Source organism: Natranaerovirga pectinivora (assembly GCF_004342165.1).
GTDB lineage: Bacteria > Bacillota > Clostridia > Lachnospirales > DSM-24629 > Natranaerovirga > Natranaerovirga pectinivora.
The window spans coordinates 436055-450285 of record NZ_SMAL01000003.1; the positions used below are offsets into that span (position 1 = coordinate 436055).

At 30.5% G+C, this 14231-nt stretch carries 18 protein-coding genes and 1 riboswitch; all 18 genes read right to left on the reverse strand.

Features of this window, described 5'->3' with window-relative positions; translation table 11 throughout:
* Positions 1 to 216: 216 nt before the first annotated feature.
* The gene (gene groL, locus EDC18_RS06810) at positions 217 to 1839 is read right to left on the reverse strand and encodes a chaperonin GroEL (RefSeq protein WP_132251591.1); all 1623 of its coding nucleotides are present in this window, start codon (positions 1837 to 1839) and stop codon (positions 217 to 219) included.
* 22 nt (positions 1840 to 1861) lie between these two features.
* Entirely contained in the window at positions 1862 to 2146 is a 285-nt protein-coding gene (locus tag EDC18_RS06815; protein WP_132251592.1) for a co-chaperone GroES, read from the reverse strand.
* 385 nt (positions 2147 to 2531) lie between these two features.
* Positions 2532 to 2687: a hypothetical protein gene (locus EDC18_RS14550; RefSeq protein WP_165878504.1), complete on the reverse strand. Its 156-nt coding sequence runs from the start codon at positions 2685 to 2687 to the stop codon at positions 2532 to 2534.
* Positions 2688 to 2703: 16 nt separating this feature from the next.
* Entirely contained in the window at positions 2704 to 2841 is a 138-nt protein-coding gene (locus EDC18_RS14555; RefSeq protein WP_165878505.1) for a hypothetical protein, read from the reverse strand.
* Between the two features lie 96 nt (positions 2842 to 2937).
* On the reverse strand, positions 2938 to 3639 hold the full coding sequence (locus EDC18_RS06820) for a DUF421 domain-containing protein (RefSeq protein ID WP_132251594.1): 702 nt from the start codon (positions 3637 to 3639) through the stop codon (positions 2938 to 2940).
* A 206-nt stretch (positions 3640 to 3845) separates the two neighbouring features.
* Complete coding sequence (locus EDC18_RS06825) at positions 3846 to 4637, reverse strand: family 1 encapsulin nanocompartment shell protein (protein WP_132251595.1); 792 nt, start codon at positions 4635 to 4637, stop codon at positions 3846 to 3848.
* Positions 4638 to 4652: 15 nt separating this feature from the next.
* Entirely contained in the window at positions 4653 to 4997 is a 345-nt protein-coding gene (locus EDC18_RS06830) for an encapsulin-associated ferritin-like protein (RefSeq protein ID WP_132251597.1), read from the reverse strand.
* 272 nt (positions 4998 to 5269) lie between these two features.
* On the reverse strand, positions 5270 to 5566 hold the full coding sequence (locus EDC18_RS06835; protein ID WP_132251599.1) for a spore coat protein: 297 nt from the start codon (positions 5564 to 5566) through the stop codon (positions 5270 to 5272).
* On the reverse strand, positions 5566 to 5784 hold the full coding sequence (locus EDC18_RS06840) for a hypothetical protein (protein WP_132251600.1): 219 nt from the start codon (positions 5782 to 5784) through the stop codon (positions 5566 to 5568). Before EDC18_RS06840 ends, EDC18_RS06835 begins: the two co-directional genes overlap by 1 nt.
* 127 nt (positions 5785 to 5911) lie before the next feature.
* Complete coding sequence (locus EDC18_RS06845) at positions 5912 to 6628, reverse strand: GntR family transcriptional regulator (RefSeq protein ID WP_132251602.1); 717 nt, start codon at positions 6626 to 6628, stop codon at positions 5912 to 5914.
* Between the two features lie 325 nt (positions 6629 to 6953).
* Positions 6954 to 7232 (reverse strand): cupin domain-containing protein, encoded by a 279-nt coding sequence (locus EDC18_RS06850; RefSeq protein ID WP_207669175.1) that lies wholly within the window; start codon positions 7230 to 7232, stop codon positions 6954 to 6956.
* A 108-nt stretch (positions 7233 to 7340) separates the two neighbouring features.
* Complete coding sequence (locus EDC18_RS06855) at positions 7341 to 8084, reverse strand: SurA N-terminal domain-containing protein (RefSeq protein ID WP_132251604.1); 744 nt, start codon at positions 8082 to 8084, stop codon at positions 7341 to 7343.
* Positions 8085 to 8205: 121 nt separating this feature from the next.
* Positions 8206 to 8859 (reverse strand): HAD family hydrolase, encoded by a 654-nt coding sequence (locus EDC18_RS06860; RefSeq protein WP_132251605.1) that lies wholly within the window; start codon positions 8857 to 8859, stop codon positions 8206 to 8208.
* Between the two features lie 13 nt (positions 8860 to 8872).
* Positions 8873 to 9334 carry a 6,7-dimethyl-8-ribityllumazine synthase gene (gene ribH / locus EDC18_RS06865; protein WP_132251607.1) on the reverse strand — a complete coding sequence of 154 codons (462 nt, stop codon included), beginning with the start codon at positions 9332 to 9334 and terminating at the stop codon, positions 8873 to 8875.
* 1 nt (position 9335) lies between these two features.
* The gene (locus EDC18_RS06870; protein WP_132251608.1) at positions 9336 to 10547 is read right to left on the reverse strand and encodes a bifunctional 3,4-dihydroxy-2-butanone-4-phosphate synthase/GTP cyclohydrolase II; all 1212 of its coding nucleotides are present in this window, start codon (positions 10545 to 10547) and stop codon (positions 9336 to 9338) included.
* A 16-nt stretch (positions 10548 to 10563) separates the two neighbouring features.
* A complete protein-coding gene (ribE, locus tag EDC18_RS06875; RefSeq protein WP_132251668.1) occupies positions 10564 to 11214 on the reverse strand; it encodes a riboflavin synthase in 651 nt (216 codons plus the stop codon).
* A 321-nt stretch (positions 11215 to 11535) separates the two neighbouring features.
* A complete protein-coding gene (ribD, locus tag EDC18_RS06880; RefSeq protein WP_442929351.1) occupies positions 11536 to 12633 on the reverse strand; it encodes a bifunctional diaminohydroxyphosphoribosylaminopyrimidine deaminase/5-amino-6-(5-phosphoribosylamino)uracil reductase RibD in 1098 nt (365 codons plus the stop codon).
* 153 nt (positions 12634 to 12786) lie between these two features.
* Positions 12787 to 12903, reverse strand: a riboswitch (FMN riboswitch).
* Between the two features lie 99 nt (positions 12904 to 13002).
* The gene (locus EDC18_RS06885; RefSeq protein WP_132251610.1) at positions 13003 to 14127 is read right to left on the reverse strand and encodes a hypothetical protein; all 1125 of its coding nucleotides are present in this window, start codon (positions 14125 to 14127) and stop codon (positions 13003 to 13005) included.
* Positions 14128 to 14231: the final 104 nt, after the last annotated feature.

A 14231-nucleotide genomic window follows, 5' to 3' on the forward strand; every position in this document is an offset into this window, starting at 1 on the left:
TCATTATAAAGCAAAAGTACATGCTATTGCAAGTTTATTTTTTAAAAATTTCATTTCCTGTATAAATAACCATTAAATAATTTATTGCTTTGGTTATAATAACTAAACTTTAGCTTTAACCATAATAATTATACCCTTTTCTACTGTTTTTATTAGATTTCTATAACACAAAAAAAATAAAAGTCCAATTACGGACTTTTATTTTTTGTATTACAATTACATCATACCCATTCCTGGTGCTCCACCTGGCATTGGTGGCTCATCTACTGGAATATCTGCAACAACAGATTCAGTTGTAAGAAGTGTTGATGCAACAGATGTTGCATTTTGTAATGCACTTCTTGTTACTTTAGCAGGGTCAATAATGCCTACTTTAACCATATCTACATACGTTTCGTTTAATGCATCGAATCCTATATTAGAATTTTCTTCTTTTACTTTGTTAACAACTACTGATCCTTCTAATCCAGCATTTGTTACAATTTGACGAAGTGGTGATTCTAAAGCTTTAAGAATTATTTTAGCCCCAGTTTTTTCATCACCTTCTAGTTCATCTAAAATTGATGCGATTTCCTTGCTAGCGTGGATATAAGCCGTTCCACCACCAGCAATAATGCCTTCTTCAACTGCTGCACGGGTAGCTGCTAATGCATCTTCCATACGTAATTTCTTTTCTTTCATTTCTGTTTCTGTAGCTGCACCAACTTTGATAACCGCTACACCACCTGCTAATTTTGCAAGTCTTTCATGTAATTTTTCTTTATCAAAATCAGAAGTAGTTTCTTCGATTTGCATTCTTATTTGTTTAACTCTTCCATCGATATCAGCTTTGTCTCCTGCACCGTCAACGATGATTGTATTTTCTTTTTGAACTTTTACTGATTTTGCTCTTCCTAACATATCTAAAGTTGTTTCTTTAAGTTCTAAGCCAACTTCTTCAGATATTACAGTACCACCTGTTAAAATTGCAATATCTTGCAACATAGCTTTTCTTCTATCACCAAATCCTGGTGCTTTAACAGCAACACAAGAGAATGTTCCTCTTAATTTATTAACTACTAATGTTGCTAAAGCTTCACCTTCTACTTCTTCAGCAATAATTAATAATTTTGAACCTGATTGAACAATTTGCTCTAACACTGGTAATATTTCTTGAATATTACTTATTTTTTTATCTGTAATAAGGATGAATGGATCATCTAAAAGTGCTTCCATTTTGTCCATATCCGTTGCCATGTATGGAGATAAGTAACCCCTATCAAATTGCATACCTTCAACTAAATCTAATTCTGTTTCCATAGTTTTTGATTCTTCTATGGTTATAACACCATCATTAGATACTCTTTCCATTGCATCAGCTATTAATTTTCCTACTTCATCATCACCTGCTGAAATAGCTGCAACTTTTGCAATTTGATCTTTACCATTAAGTGTACTACTCATATTTTTAATTGCTTCTACTGCTTTGTCAGTTGCTTTTTTCATACCTCTTCTTAAGATGATTGGGTTAGCACCTGCTGCAATGTTTTTAATACCTTCTTGAATCATAGCTTGGGCTAATACTGTAGCAGTAGTTGTTCCATCCCCTGCAACATCATTGGTTTTTGTAGCAACTTCTTTAACCAATTGAGCACCCATGTTTTCAAATTCATCTTCTAACTCAATTTCTTTTGCTATAGTAACACCATCATTTGTAATTAGTGGAGTACCATATTTTTTATCTAAAACAACATTTCTTCCTTTTGGACCAAGGGTAACTCTTACTGCATCTGCTAATTGATTTACACCTGATTCTAATGCTGCTCTTGCTTCAGCTCCAAATTTAATTTGTTTTGCCATTTTGAAATCCTCCTTATATTTATTATTCTACAATTGCTAAGATATCGTTTTGTCTAACAACGATTAATTCTTCATCTTGTAATTTTACTTCAGTTCCTGCATATTTAGAGTAAATTACTTTATCTCCAACTTTTACTTGCATTTGAACTTCTTTGCCATCTACTAAACCACCTGGTCCAACTGCTACCACTTCTGCTTGTTGTGGTTTTTCCTTTGCTTGAGTAGGTAATACAATACCTGATTTTGTAGTTTCTTCTGCCTCTAATTGTTTAATAACAACTCTGTCACCTAAAGGTACTAATTTCATATTTGAAAACCTCCTTTTAATTATCTAAATCTGTTTGTTAGCACTCTTGTTTAATGAGTGCTAATTTCAATTATAATATTATTAAAATCATAATTTTAATGCAAACCTTACAAACGGTTAAAATATGCCTCATTTGGTATTTATTGTTCATTACCTTAGAATATCTCCTGTTTTCTCCATTTTTATAATTATTTTATATGTTTTTATTAAATAATAAAATCCCGTTCTTATTTTTTAGTTCAAACCAATCTTTAATATTTTAGAATAGTCTTTTTTGCATATAAATAATATATTAACCTTGAAAGTATATGAAATAATAAAAGATTATATTACCATAAAGTAAATAAGAACCCAAAAGATGACTCTTTCAGATTCTTTGTCTTGTTTATCTTTCTTTCGATTGATAACTTTTATTATTTTTATCCCAATGTTTTTGTAAATCTGTTTTTTTCTTAGTTCCTGGGTCACTTTCTAACCCACTTCTTTTTCTGCTTTTTTGTGACCCTTGCTGGGGTAAATTATTGATTATTGATTCATCCATTATAACACCTCATTCTTTAATTTTTATTATGATCTCCTTGGGAGATTTTGTTCCCATCAATAATTCCAAGATCAGCATTTTCTTTAGGTTTCATTTTTCTTAATTCTGCATTGCTTTTGGGTCTTTCTTTTATTCTATTTTTATTATTATCCATTCTATATTTTCCTTTCTTAATTTATTTTCTCTATATTATTATTTATAGAATGGTAAAAAAATATTCTTTTACTCTTAATTAAAATCTAGTAAGGTACTATAAATACTTTGTTTTATTTCTTGGAATTACATGTATGCCTTCATCTTGTTTCCAGTCTGCATAAAACACATCTTCAATTTTGTTTATTCCAAACCGATCTATTTCATTGCGTAACCATTTTTCATCATAACCAATTTTATAAAGATGTTCTGTTAAAACTTCTCCATCTAGCACTAATGTCGTAGGAAGACATATAGATTTAAAAACCAAATTTAAATCTTCTGTTGTCGGTGTCATGTATTGATACTTTTTTAATACACTTATATTGCCACTTTGTTCTAAAATGGCATATTCAATTTCTCTAATGGAAAATACATCCTTCTGTCTTAAAAGACTAAGCAATTCATTTATATCAAATTTTTCTTTTTTCATTACTTTATAATCAATTTGTCCATTTCTAACAATAATTGCAGGCTCACCTTCTAAAAATTTTCTAGTGCCTTTAAATTTTTGAGTTATAAATTCAATAATATACATTAATGTTCCCCATAACATTAAGGCATAAAGTATAAACCAAATGCTAGTTTTTTCATCATAGATAGCATTACCTAATAATTCTCCTAAAACTATTGCAGAAATAAAATCAAAAGGTGTTATTTGATTGATTTGTGATTTTCTTGTGACCTTTGTTATTAGAAATAAAGCAAAAAAACCAATAATTAATTCGATTGTTAATTGAAAAATTGGAGAATCAAACATTATCCTTCTATCCTTTCTACAATTTATAACTTCACTCTTAGTATGTTCCTATATGAGTTATACTAAACGTTTTAAAAAGAATTAACTACTTCTTGTAGCTAAAATACAACATCACATAAAAAAAGAGCTCTTTATGTTAATACACACAAAGACTCTTCTTTTATTCTAAACTTAATAACATTAGACATTAAGCCTTAATTCCTTTTTTATATAGTATAGTTTATAATAATACTCGAATCTAATATTCTAAATGTAAAGGATTCAGTAATAAACAACTTTACTTTTTTTGTATCGTGTCCTTCATATCCAATACTAAAATCCTGACCGATTGTGAATTCTAGATCATCATGGTTATATGGTATTAGTATTGCATTCCCAATATTTTTTGTATATATGATCTCCGTCCCTAATAAACTTTCAATTGTTTTCTTCAATGGATATCCATTAACAATTGTATTAACATACTTCCAACCTTCATCCCCAACTATTAAAGTATAGGGTCCTTCAGAGTAAGCATGTTTTAATTTCAATATTCCTTTTGAGATTGAATCCATTATACTGGCTGCATCTTTTCCAAAAGGCAAATTATGAGCAGCAATTTCTGATAACCCTTTAATTTTTGCTTTTTCATATCCATTGTATATTGCATTTTCTTCAAAGGCAGCAATTTTTTCTGCTGCTTTTTCTAATGGCTCTAAATCAATGTCTTTAGCTCCTCTAATAATATTATCCATTTCCCATCTGTCTAGTTCAAAAGAAATTCTAGTTTCTACTAAAGGCTGAACACTGTATAACCCACTAGTAACTTCACCATTACCCTCTTTAATTAATTCTAATCTTCCTTCAGAAATAGCACTGAAATCCCAACCTTTAGGACCTTCTACTTTTACCACTTTTCTTGCTGACAAATGGGTTTTTAAAACTTGAGCAGCTCTATTCTCTATTTCTTTCCATGCTTCTTCCGCCAAAGGCGCCAATGATCTTTTTAACATATCCATTATTATTTCCCCTTTCTACTTAGTTTTTAGATTACCAATATTTAATGTACTGCTTTTATATTCAGATTCCTCTTCCCCATGCTGTCCAACAATCGGTCCTTCTTTAAACAAGCAACTTCTTAGTTCTTCATCCCAACCATCCATATTTCTTCTAAGCCACTCTAGTGTCATACAAGCATGTTCTATTTCTTCATCACGATTATGTTCAAATATTTTTCTTAAATCCTCATCCTTCGTAGTGGCAACTCTTTGATTATAAAAATCTACAGCTTCAATTTCCTCTTTTAAACTTGTTATTGCCTTAGAGATATTTTTAGTTTTTTCGTCCAATTGGTCTATTGGTTCTTGATAATTGCTCATTATATTACCTCCTTTATTTTTTAATTAATAATAATTATTATATAATAGTTGGAGCCATTTTTCAATATTTATGCTTTTTTTTTATTATTTTATATTTTTTTTAACTTGCGTTGTGTTTTATGTAACTTTTTTTAGTAACAACTTTAAATTTTAAGTCAATTTTTTATTAATTTATACCCATTATATATATGGTTGCATTTGTAACTTTATGTAATAGATAAGATTAAAAAAATAGTGACAGCGTATATTGCCATCACTACTTTAAAGTATTATTAGTCTAAATCCAATTCCATTGATTCTTTTAGTATCTCCGTTAACTGTTGACTTGGAGCATCATATGGTTTTTCCCAGTTTTTCTTAAGAGCTAATTCATTTAATGCAGAGTTATCTGTAATAACTTCACTTAATCCAGACGCGTATAAACTTCTTAATTCTGGTGTAGTACTTGAAACTGTAGCATTAAGATATACATTAGCTGCCCCTACAGATGCCGCTAACATATTACTAACAATTACTTCATCTGTGATATCTGTTCTTGATTTTATTCTATTAGTAAGAAATGAATTCATTAATATCCCCCCTCTACTGTAGTTATTTGGTTTTCATTTATAAATTGTTGTATGGTTTTAATTCTTGATTCTTGAGTAAAAATATTAGCTTCAGCTAATTCTGCTAAATCTTCATCAGATATTAATTCTTGTAATGCTTTAGAAACAACCAAACCATCTTTTTCAATTTTTAGTATTCCACTTAACGATAATATTTCCATTTCAGATAGTTTTCTCATTAATTTTTTCCTCCTTATATTTTTATTGCCTTATATATTGTTAACTCATATCATTATAAAAACCCAAGTAATTTTTGCTTATAATATTACAAAAAAAAACAGTAGACTTTGTCTACTGTTTTTTAAACTAATTTACTTTATCATTCATTAAATATTTAAGAACACCAAATTCATCAGGTGAAATAACTGTATTAAGAATTGTTAAATATACATTTTTTGTTTTTTGTATATGTTCTGAAAGCACTTCAACAGCTTTATCACAATTACCATCTTTTATATACCTAATGAGTTTTGTATGTTCGTCTACTGCTTGTCCAGGTAATTGACGTTGAAAATATGTTAAGAACCGCATTCTAGTTAATTGTAATAAAATATTTTCATTATAACCAATAACTCTTCTATTATTAGACAGCGATACTAGTTTAATATGAAAATTTTGATCGTTATTAAAAACATCTATTAGATTATCATTGGAATCCGACTTTAATATTTTTTCATTAAATATGATTAATTCTTTCACATCTTCAATTGGTATTTTATTTTTCATAGCAATTTTAAGGGCCATAACTTCAATGCCTTCTCTTGCATCGAACAAATCAATAACTTCTTCCTTTGTTATTTTTGTGATTTGATAACCCTTACCTGATACTACATCAACTAATAACCCATCTCTTTTCAACTCCACTAATGCTTGCTTAATAGGAGTGCGGCTCATATTTAAGTCTTTACTTAATGAATGATCAGAAATTACTTGGCCTGGTAATAAATCCAAGTAAGTGATTTTGTTTTTCAAAATATTATATGCCTCTTGCACCAAGGTTATACTTGTCTTAATATCTCCCATCTCTTTCTCATTCCTTTCCTATTTATTATCATCTATAGATTCATTAATAATAAATATAATGCCTTTGATACAAGACATAATTTTAATACTATACCCTCTTGATTTAATAATATTAAAACATAGTACGCCTACAAAAAGATAAATCTGTCTAGTTCTGTACTCTAGTATTATAACATATAAACCTCATATTTTAAGTCCTGCAAAACACTTTTAATACTACTGTAAATTTTTGGCAAATACCTTGAGTTAATTCTTGAAATTTAAAAATTAGTGGGGTAATTCTTTTCTCAAAAAAACTAGTAGATTTTTCTACTAGTTTCAACTTTTATATTTCATAATTAAATGTATAGGCTTTTCTGATAGCTTTTCGTACTTCCCAAGTACATTTCATACCTTTTGGAAAAGAAACTAACATATTTTCTTTTATATGAGCAACTTCATCTCCAGATGTAACAATAACATCCCCTTCAAAAACAAAAGCTGTTTCTTGTTCTGGATACTCCCAATCAAAGGTACTAGATTCACATTCCCAAATACTCCATTTATCTATGCCCAATTTTATTGCTTCTTCTAATAACATAGGTTTAATTATTATTCTAGACACAGTATCAACTCCTTTGTATATTATATCGACTTACATTTAATTAAATAAATATTATAACTATTTATTTGGATAAAAAGAAAAGCACATAAAGTGCTTTCTTAGATGATTTTATAATATTTGAACATCACTTTTTTCCATTAATCCATCAAGGATTCTATAGAGTTCTTCCATTTCTTTATTATACATAATCTCATCACTTAATTCATCTCTTATTTCTGCTAACTCAGGCATTACAAATGGCTCTTCCATACCTTCGCTCATTTCTTCATACAGTTCTTTTAATTCATAATACATCTCTAAGATTTCTTCTTCTGTTACTGAAACATTAAGTACCTCTTCAAAGTAGTTGCCAATAACAATATCTCTTCTTATGATTTCTTTTAAATCTGCTTCTGTTAATCCTTCAGATATTAAAGCTTCTTGGTACTCTGCATCGCTAGCAAAGCCTAATTTTATCATATCTATTTCTCGAGATAATCTATCATCTGTAACTGTATGTCCACTTCTTGTAGCTTCTTGAAAAAGAACTTCTTCATGTATTAGATTTTCTAAAATTGTTCCTTTTAATTCTTCTAATAATGCTAATTCCTCTTCTGTTACAAATGTATATCCATAATCTTCATAATTTAATTTTGTTTTTAAATACATTGGCATAAATTCTTTATTAGTAATTTCAACTCCGTTTACAATTGCAACAACAACTGATTCATCATATTCTCCACTAATCTCAGTGCTGCCATTTTCTACATTTCCATTAGGTTCAACTGTATTATTGGTATCTTTATCAGCACACCCCACCATTAAAACTGCAATCAAAGCTATTATAAAAAATAGTATTTTTTTATTATTCATGATCAAACCCCTTCCTTTATTAAACGTCAGTACTCATACTAACATAATTTCTTCTTCTTTTCAACAAATTTAAGTATGTAACACACTTTCACACAGTTGCCTTCTGCCTTTAATCAAAAAGTTATAGTATATTTATTAATTCCGTAATTGATTGTATACAGTAACTAGCATTTGTTAATTCTGATTCATTACCATAGCCATACAAACAACCTATAGAATGAATATTATTCTTTACCCCTGTTTCTATATCATGAATCCTATCACCTATAATAACCATTTCTTCCTTGTATTGATCTCTAACCTCTTTAAAAATCTGAAATTTAGGGATGTAATCATATTCCTCTGCACATAGAAAATTAGAAAAGTATTTATCTAAATAAAATACTTTTCTAACAGTCTCTTTATAGGTATTGCCACAATTAGATAAAAAGACAAGGGAATACCCCTTGCCTTTAAGATATTCTAAAGTATGAATTGTTCCATCATATAAATAACCACTTCCTGTGGCTAAAAGACTATTCATTTCTTTTCCAATAATTTTACTGGCTTCTTTTCTTATGTTCTCATCTAAATTAGGCATAAATTTCTTCCACATTTCTATACTTGTATAACCTAGCCAAGAAGCGACTTCTTCATCAGTCCATTCCTTTTCCTCAGCCCCATTATTGTCTATAAGAAATTGGTATGCTTTTTTAAATGCCGGCACATATATTTTACTGCTGTCATGTAACGTACCATCAAAATCAAAGAATATGGTTTTTATATTTTGAAACATGTTATCAACCTTCTTATATTTCTTTTAGTATATTTGCCATTTCTATTGCAGTTACAGCCGCTTCATAACCTTTATTACCTGCTTTTGTTCCTGCTCTCTCAATAGCTTGTTCTATAGTATCTGTCGTTAGTATCCCAAATATTACAGGAATTTCAGTATCTAAAGATACACTTGCAATCCCTTTTGAAACTTCACTTGATACATAATCAAAATGTGGTGTTGCACCTCTTATTACTGCACCTAAACAAATAACACCATCGTATTTATTAGATTTTGCCATTTTTTTAGCTATTAAAGGCATTTCAAAAGCACCAGGCACCCATACAAGTTCAATATTTTCTTCTTCTACCCCATGTCTTTTTAAACCATCAATAGCCCCATCTAATAATTTCCCACCAATAAATTCATTAAATCTTCCTACAATAATTCCAAACTTTTGTCCTTGTGATATTAATTTTCCTTCATATACTTTCATTTTATTCTTCCTCCTTGAATTTAAACATATGCCCCATTTTGGCTTTTTTCGTTTTTAAGTAAAATTCATTTCTTTCATTATGATTCATTTGTATTGGTACTCTATCCACTATTTTGATACCATAACCTGTTATCCCTGATATCTTCTTAGGATTATTTGTCATTAGGTTAACGTTTTTAACCCCTAAATCAGATAATATTTGTGCACCAATTCCATAATCTCGCATATCTTCTGGAAAACCTAAAGCAATATTTGCTTCTACCGTATCCATACCTTGATCTTGAAGTGCATAGGCCTTAATTTTATTAATTAATCCAATACCTCTACCTTCTTGTCTCATATATAACAGTATGCCTCTGCCTTCAGTTTGAATCTTTTTAACGGCTTCTGCATATTGTTCTCCACAATCACATCTTGTTGAGCCAAAAGCATCTCCTGTTAAACATTCAGAATGGACTCTTACTAGAACAGGCTCATCACCAGTTACATCACCTTTTACTAAAGCAACATGATGCTCCCCATTTAACCTATTTACATAACCAACCATTCTAAAATCACCATATTTAGTTGGCAAATAAGATTCTGCAACTCTTTCAACTAACTTTTCAGTATCACTTCTGTATTTAATTAAATCTGCTATGGTAATAATTTTTAAATTGTGTTCTTGTGCATACACCATTAACTCAGGTACTCTTGACATTGTACCATCATCATTCATAATCTCACAAATCACACCTGCTGGATATAACCCTGCTAATCTTGCTAAATCTACCCCTGCTTCAGTATGCCCAGCTCTTTTTAATACGCCACCTTCTTTTGCAACTAAAGGGAATATATGACCTGGTTTTGTAAATTCAATTGGTTTTGCATCCTTACTTACTAACCTTTGAATGGTTAACGCTCTTTCAGGTGCAGAAATACCTGTTGTTGTATCTACATGGTCCACCGATACAGTAAATGCTGTTTCTTTTGGATCTGTATTATTAGATACCATAGGAAAAATATCCAATTCATTGACTCTTTCTTTTTCCATAGGGACGCAGATAAGACCTCTACCATACTTAGCCATAAAGTTAATGGCTTCACTAGTGGCTTTCTCAGCCGCCATCAAAAGATCGCCTTCATTCTCCCTATCTTCATCATCCACAACAATAATCATTTTTCCTTCTTTAATATCTTCTATTGCTTCTTCAATGGTATTAAATTTATACATCTTTCTTCACCTCTTCTTATGCAAATCCATTACTTTTTAAAAAGTCCATATCTATAACTGATTTCTTTGGTTCCTCTTCTTTAAAATGCATTAACTTCTCAATATACTTGCCAACCATATCACATTCCAAGTTAACTTTTTCCCCAACTTTTTTACTTAATAAAGTGGTTTCTTCTTTCGTTAAAGGAATAATAGAAACCTTAAAACTTGTATCAGAAACACCAGCTACAGTTAAGCTTGTCCCATCAATGGCTATAGAACCTTTTTCAATAATATATTTTAATACTGATCGGGAAGACTCAATGGTCACCCAAGTAGCATTGTCCTCTTCCTGAAACTCACTTATGGTTCCAACACCATCAATATGCCCTGAAACAATATGGCCACCAAAACGATCCCCAAGCTTCATAGCCCTCTCTAAATTAACCCTACTACCATTTTTCAAATCTACTAAATTACTTCGCCTAATGGTCTCAGGCATCACATCAACAGTAAAACTACTACTAGTAAAGCTGGTAACAGTTAAACAAACCCCATTGGTACTAATACTATCCCCAATCTTAACACCCTCAAGAACCTTAGAAGCCTTTATAGTCAAAGCCGCTGACTTAGCACCTTTATTAACAGAAACAACTAACCCAATCTCTTCAATCAATCCAGTAAAAATAAAATTCACCCCTAACCAAATTAAAATCTATGTTAACTCTAATTTATAAATTTGTTTTTAATTTTTTTATTTTGTATATCTTTTATACTTCAAAATATGCACCCGCTAGTATGTAATACTTTATGGCGATAAGGTCACTTTTAAATATTTATTAGAAACCCTTAGTGAATGAAAATATATATTGCGTTAAAAACCTTAAGTGTTTGACCGAAGGGAGTTCTTAAGGTTTAGCAATAAATATTGGAATGAACTTAGGCTTTCTATAAATATTTAATGGAACCGTTCTCCATAAAGCATTACATACGGAAACCACCAAAAGTCCTACAAATACCCTTCAATCAAAATATCATCCCCAAAAGAAGAAACACAAATATCCTTCAACAAAACAGCATCCCTAACCAACGCAATCCCATCACCAGCAACAGGAGTCTTAGCATCCACACCACCAAAAATCTTAGGCCCAATAAACGAAAGTACTTTATCCACAACACCACTACTTACAGCCGAATAATTAAGAGTAGCACCACCTTCAATAAGCACACTATCAATGCCTTGCTGCCCTAAAGCATCCATCAAATAATTCAAATCCACCTGACCATCCTTTAAAGGTGTAACAATAACCTCCCCACCTTTTTCCTGAACAGCCTTAACATTATCATCAGCAGCTTTTTCTGTTGTCGCAATAATGGTTTTAGCTTTAGACTTCAAATTCAACACCTTTGAATCCAATGGTAACTTACACTCTGTATCAACAATAATCCTTATAGGGTCTTTTCCTTCTATATCCTCTAATCTAGTTGTTAGACTAGGATCATCTTTAAGAACCGTCCCTATGCCAACCATTATCCCAGAAACTTGATGCCTAATCTTATGCACATATTTTCTTGAAAGTTCATTAGATATCCACATTGAATCCCCTGTTTTAGTAGCAATCTTACCATCTAAAGTCATAGCCGTTTTTAAAATACAAAATGGTTTTTTAGTTGTAATGTACTTAATAAAAATCTCATTAAGCTTTTTCAACTCTTCTTCAAGAACACCTGTAACAACTTCTATATGATTATCTTCTAGAATCTTTATACCATTCCCAGCAACCAATGGGTTAGGATCAATCATACCAATAACAACTTTACCAATACCTTTTTCCACGATTGCTTTGGAACAAGGTGGAGTTTTACCATAATGGGAACAAGGTTCTAATGTCACATACATGGTAGCTCCTGCTACACTTTCATTAGCATTATTAAAGGCATTAATCTCTGCGTGAGGTCCACCATAAACTTCATGGTACCCTTCACCTATAATTCTACCATCCTTTACAATAACAGCCCCAACCAGTGGATTAGGACTGGTATAGCCTATGCCCTTTTTAGCCAGTTCTAACGCCCGTTCCATGTAGATTTGTTCCAATTCTCTCACCCCATTGATTCCATTATAATTACTTTTATATCCATCATTATTTTTAACCACTTTTCTACAAATATCCATTTATTATTTATTTCATCAAAAAAAGCCCTAAAGAAAAATCTTCAGAGCTTTGATAAGCATAATAACAAAACATGCCGTACCTTAATTATCCTTCTTCCATCCAGACTTTACTGTCGGTCTTGGAATTGCACCAAGTCAACCATAATTGGTTCGCGGACTGTTACCGCCGGTCGGGAATTACACCCTGCCCTGAAGGTCATTATTCTATTTTTTTAACATTATCATAGTTGACAAAAATAGTCAACTGTTTTAAGTCATAAATCATAAGGGACGATTTTTGATTGCATTGGAGTAGCAAGATTACTTTCTTGTATTTATAGGGTATTCTTGTATAATCCTATCTTCTATAACATCAACTATTGCAAATTTATAATAGCCTAATTCAAAGACATCATCATCTATTGGCATTAATACACCTATGGTTTTTTCATCTATCCATACATACGTATAATCTACTACGCCTCGTCCTTCTAATACTGTTAATTCGTGTAGTTTTTCTTCTCCTTCATAGAGAAAAAAACGACCTCTTTCTTTATCACTTTCAAATTTAATTTCATACTTTAGATTATCAAATCGACGTATATATAAATTACTTGTAAGGATACTTTCAAGTTCAAATTCATTTCTAATATCTTCGGGTATGTCTTCTACATTAAATTGCTTCTCAGAAAGGGCTAGGTAATTCACTTCTTCATTAATAAAATCTATAATACATATGCTAGATACATTTGAGTATATATCCCTATAATTTGTTTTGAATAGAATAGCATAATTTCCACTTTTGCTTATATTCAATCCTGCGTCCCAAAAACTATCTTCGTATACTAGTACTTTATCTATCCTATTTGTATTGATATTATACCTTAACAAATAATTCCCATAATTAGAATACATATATGAATCAACAGGATAAGCAACTGACCATCCAATCGCGCCATATAAAGTACTTTTCAATTCTTCTTTTGCTGTATATACGTCTACAAAACTAGGTTCTCTGTTTACATTATTAATATCTTCAATCTTATTATTTTTATTTAGCATAATTTCTATTACTTGACCATAAGAAGAATGAATCTCTCTTGCTGTATTATAATTAAAACTTACCACCACACTATATTTGAAATGTCTTTTATCTCCTATTTCAGTCATTTCTATTAATTCTGGCTGTACACTATGATTTTGTTTATTATGGGTTAAGAATTGACTTTCAACTATGCCTTCTCTTAGATACTGATACAATTCTTCATTAGCAAATTCTTCTTTACGCAAATAATCTTTTGATAAATCTCTCGATTGATAATATCTTATAATGAAATCTTCTAAGTCAATATTTGTATCTTTTTTCTGTTTAGATTCAATACCAATATAACTAATAATTACCAATGCTAACACACCTAATACAATCCACATACTTTTATTTTTCATTTTAAATACTTCCTTCTCTCATTCATAATATAAAAAACCTCCTTCATATATATAACAATTTAGAAGGAGGTTTTCTTACAGTTTTACACACTATTTAAATTATT

Coding starts and splice junctions, on each gene's coding strand:
- groL (WP_132251591.1), bottom strand. CDS start 1,839: ATGGCAAAACAAATTAAATTTGGAGCTGAAGCAAGAGCAGCATTAGAA.
- EDC18_RS06855 (WP_132251604.1), bottom strand. CDS start 8,084: ATGAATAATAAAAAAATACTATTTTTTATAATAGCTTTGATTGCAGTT.
- EDC18_RS06835 (WP_132251599.1), bottom strand. CDS start 5,566: ATGAATTCATTTCTTACTAATAGAATAAAATCAAGAACAGATATCACA.
- EDC18_RS14550 (WP_165878504.1), bottom strand. CDS start 2,687: ATGGATGAATCAATAATCAATAATTTACCCCAGCAAGGGTCACAAAAA.
- EDC18_RS06820 (WP_132251594.1), bottom strand. CDS start 3,639: ATGTTTGATTCTCCAATTTTTCAATTAACAATCGAATTAATTATTGGT.
- EDC18_RS06815 (WP_132251592.1), bottom strand. CDS start 2,146: ATGAAATTAGTACCTTTAGGTGACAGAGTTGTTATTAAACAATTAGAG.
- EDC18_RS06825 (WP_132251595.1), bottom strand. CDS start 4,637: ATGGATATGTTAAAAAGATCATTGGCGCCTTTGGCGGAAGAAGCATGG.
- EDC18_RS06885 (WP_132251610.1), bottom strand. CDS start 14,127: ATGAAAAATAAAAGTATGTGGATTGTATTAGGTGTGTTAGCATTGGTA.
- EDC18_RS06830 (WP_132251597.1), bottom strand. CDS start 4,997: ATGAGCAATTATCAAGAACCAATAGACCAATTGGACGAAAAAACTAAA.
- EDC18_RS06845 (WP_132251602.1), bottom strand. CDS start 6,628: ATGGGAGATATTAAGACAAGTATAACCTTGGTGCAAGAGGCATATAAT.
- ribH (WP_132251607.1), bottom strand. CDS start 9,334: ATGAAAGTATATGAAGGAAAATTAATATCACAAGGACAAAAGTTTGGA.
- EDC18_RS06860 (WP_132251605.1), bottom strand. CDS start 8,859: ATGTTTCAAAATATAAAAACCATATTCTTTGATTTTGATGGTACGTTA.
- EDC18_RS06840 (WP_132251600.1), bottom strand. CDS start 5,784: ATGAGAAAACTATCTGAAATGGAAATATTATCGTTAAGTGGAATACTA.
- EDC18_RS14555 (WP_165878505.1), bottom strand. CDS start 2,841: ATGGATAATAATAAAAATAGAATAAAAGAAAGACCCAAAAGCAATGCA.
- EDC18_RS06870 (WP_132251608.1), bottom strand. CDS start 10,547: ATGTATAAATTTAATACCATTGAAGAAGCAATAGAAGATATTAAAGAA.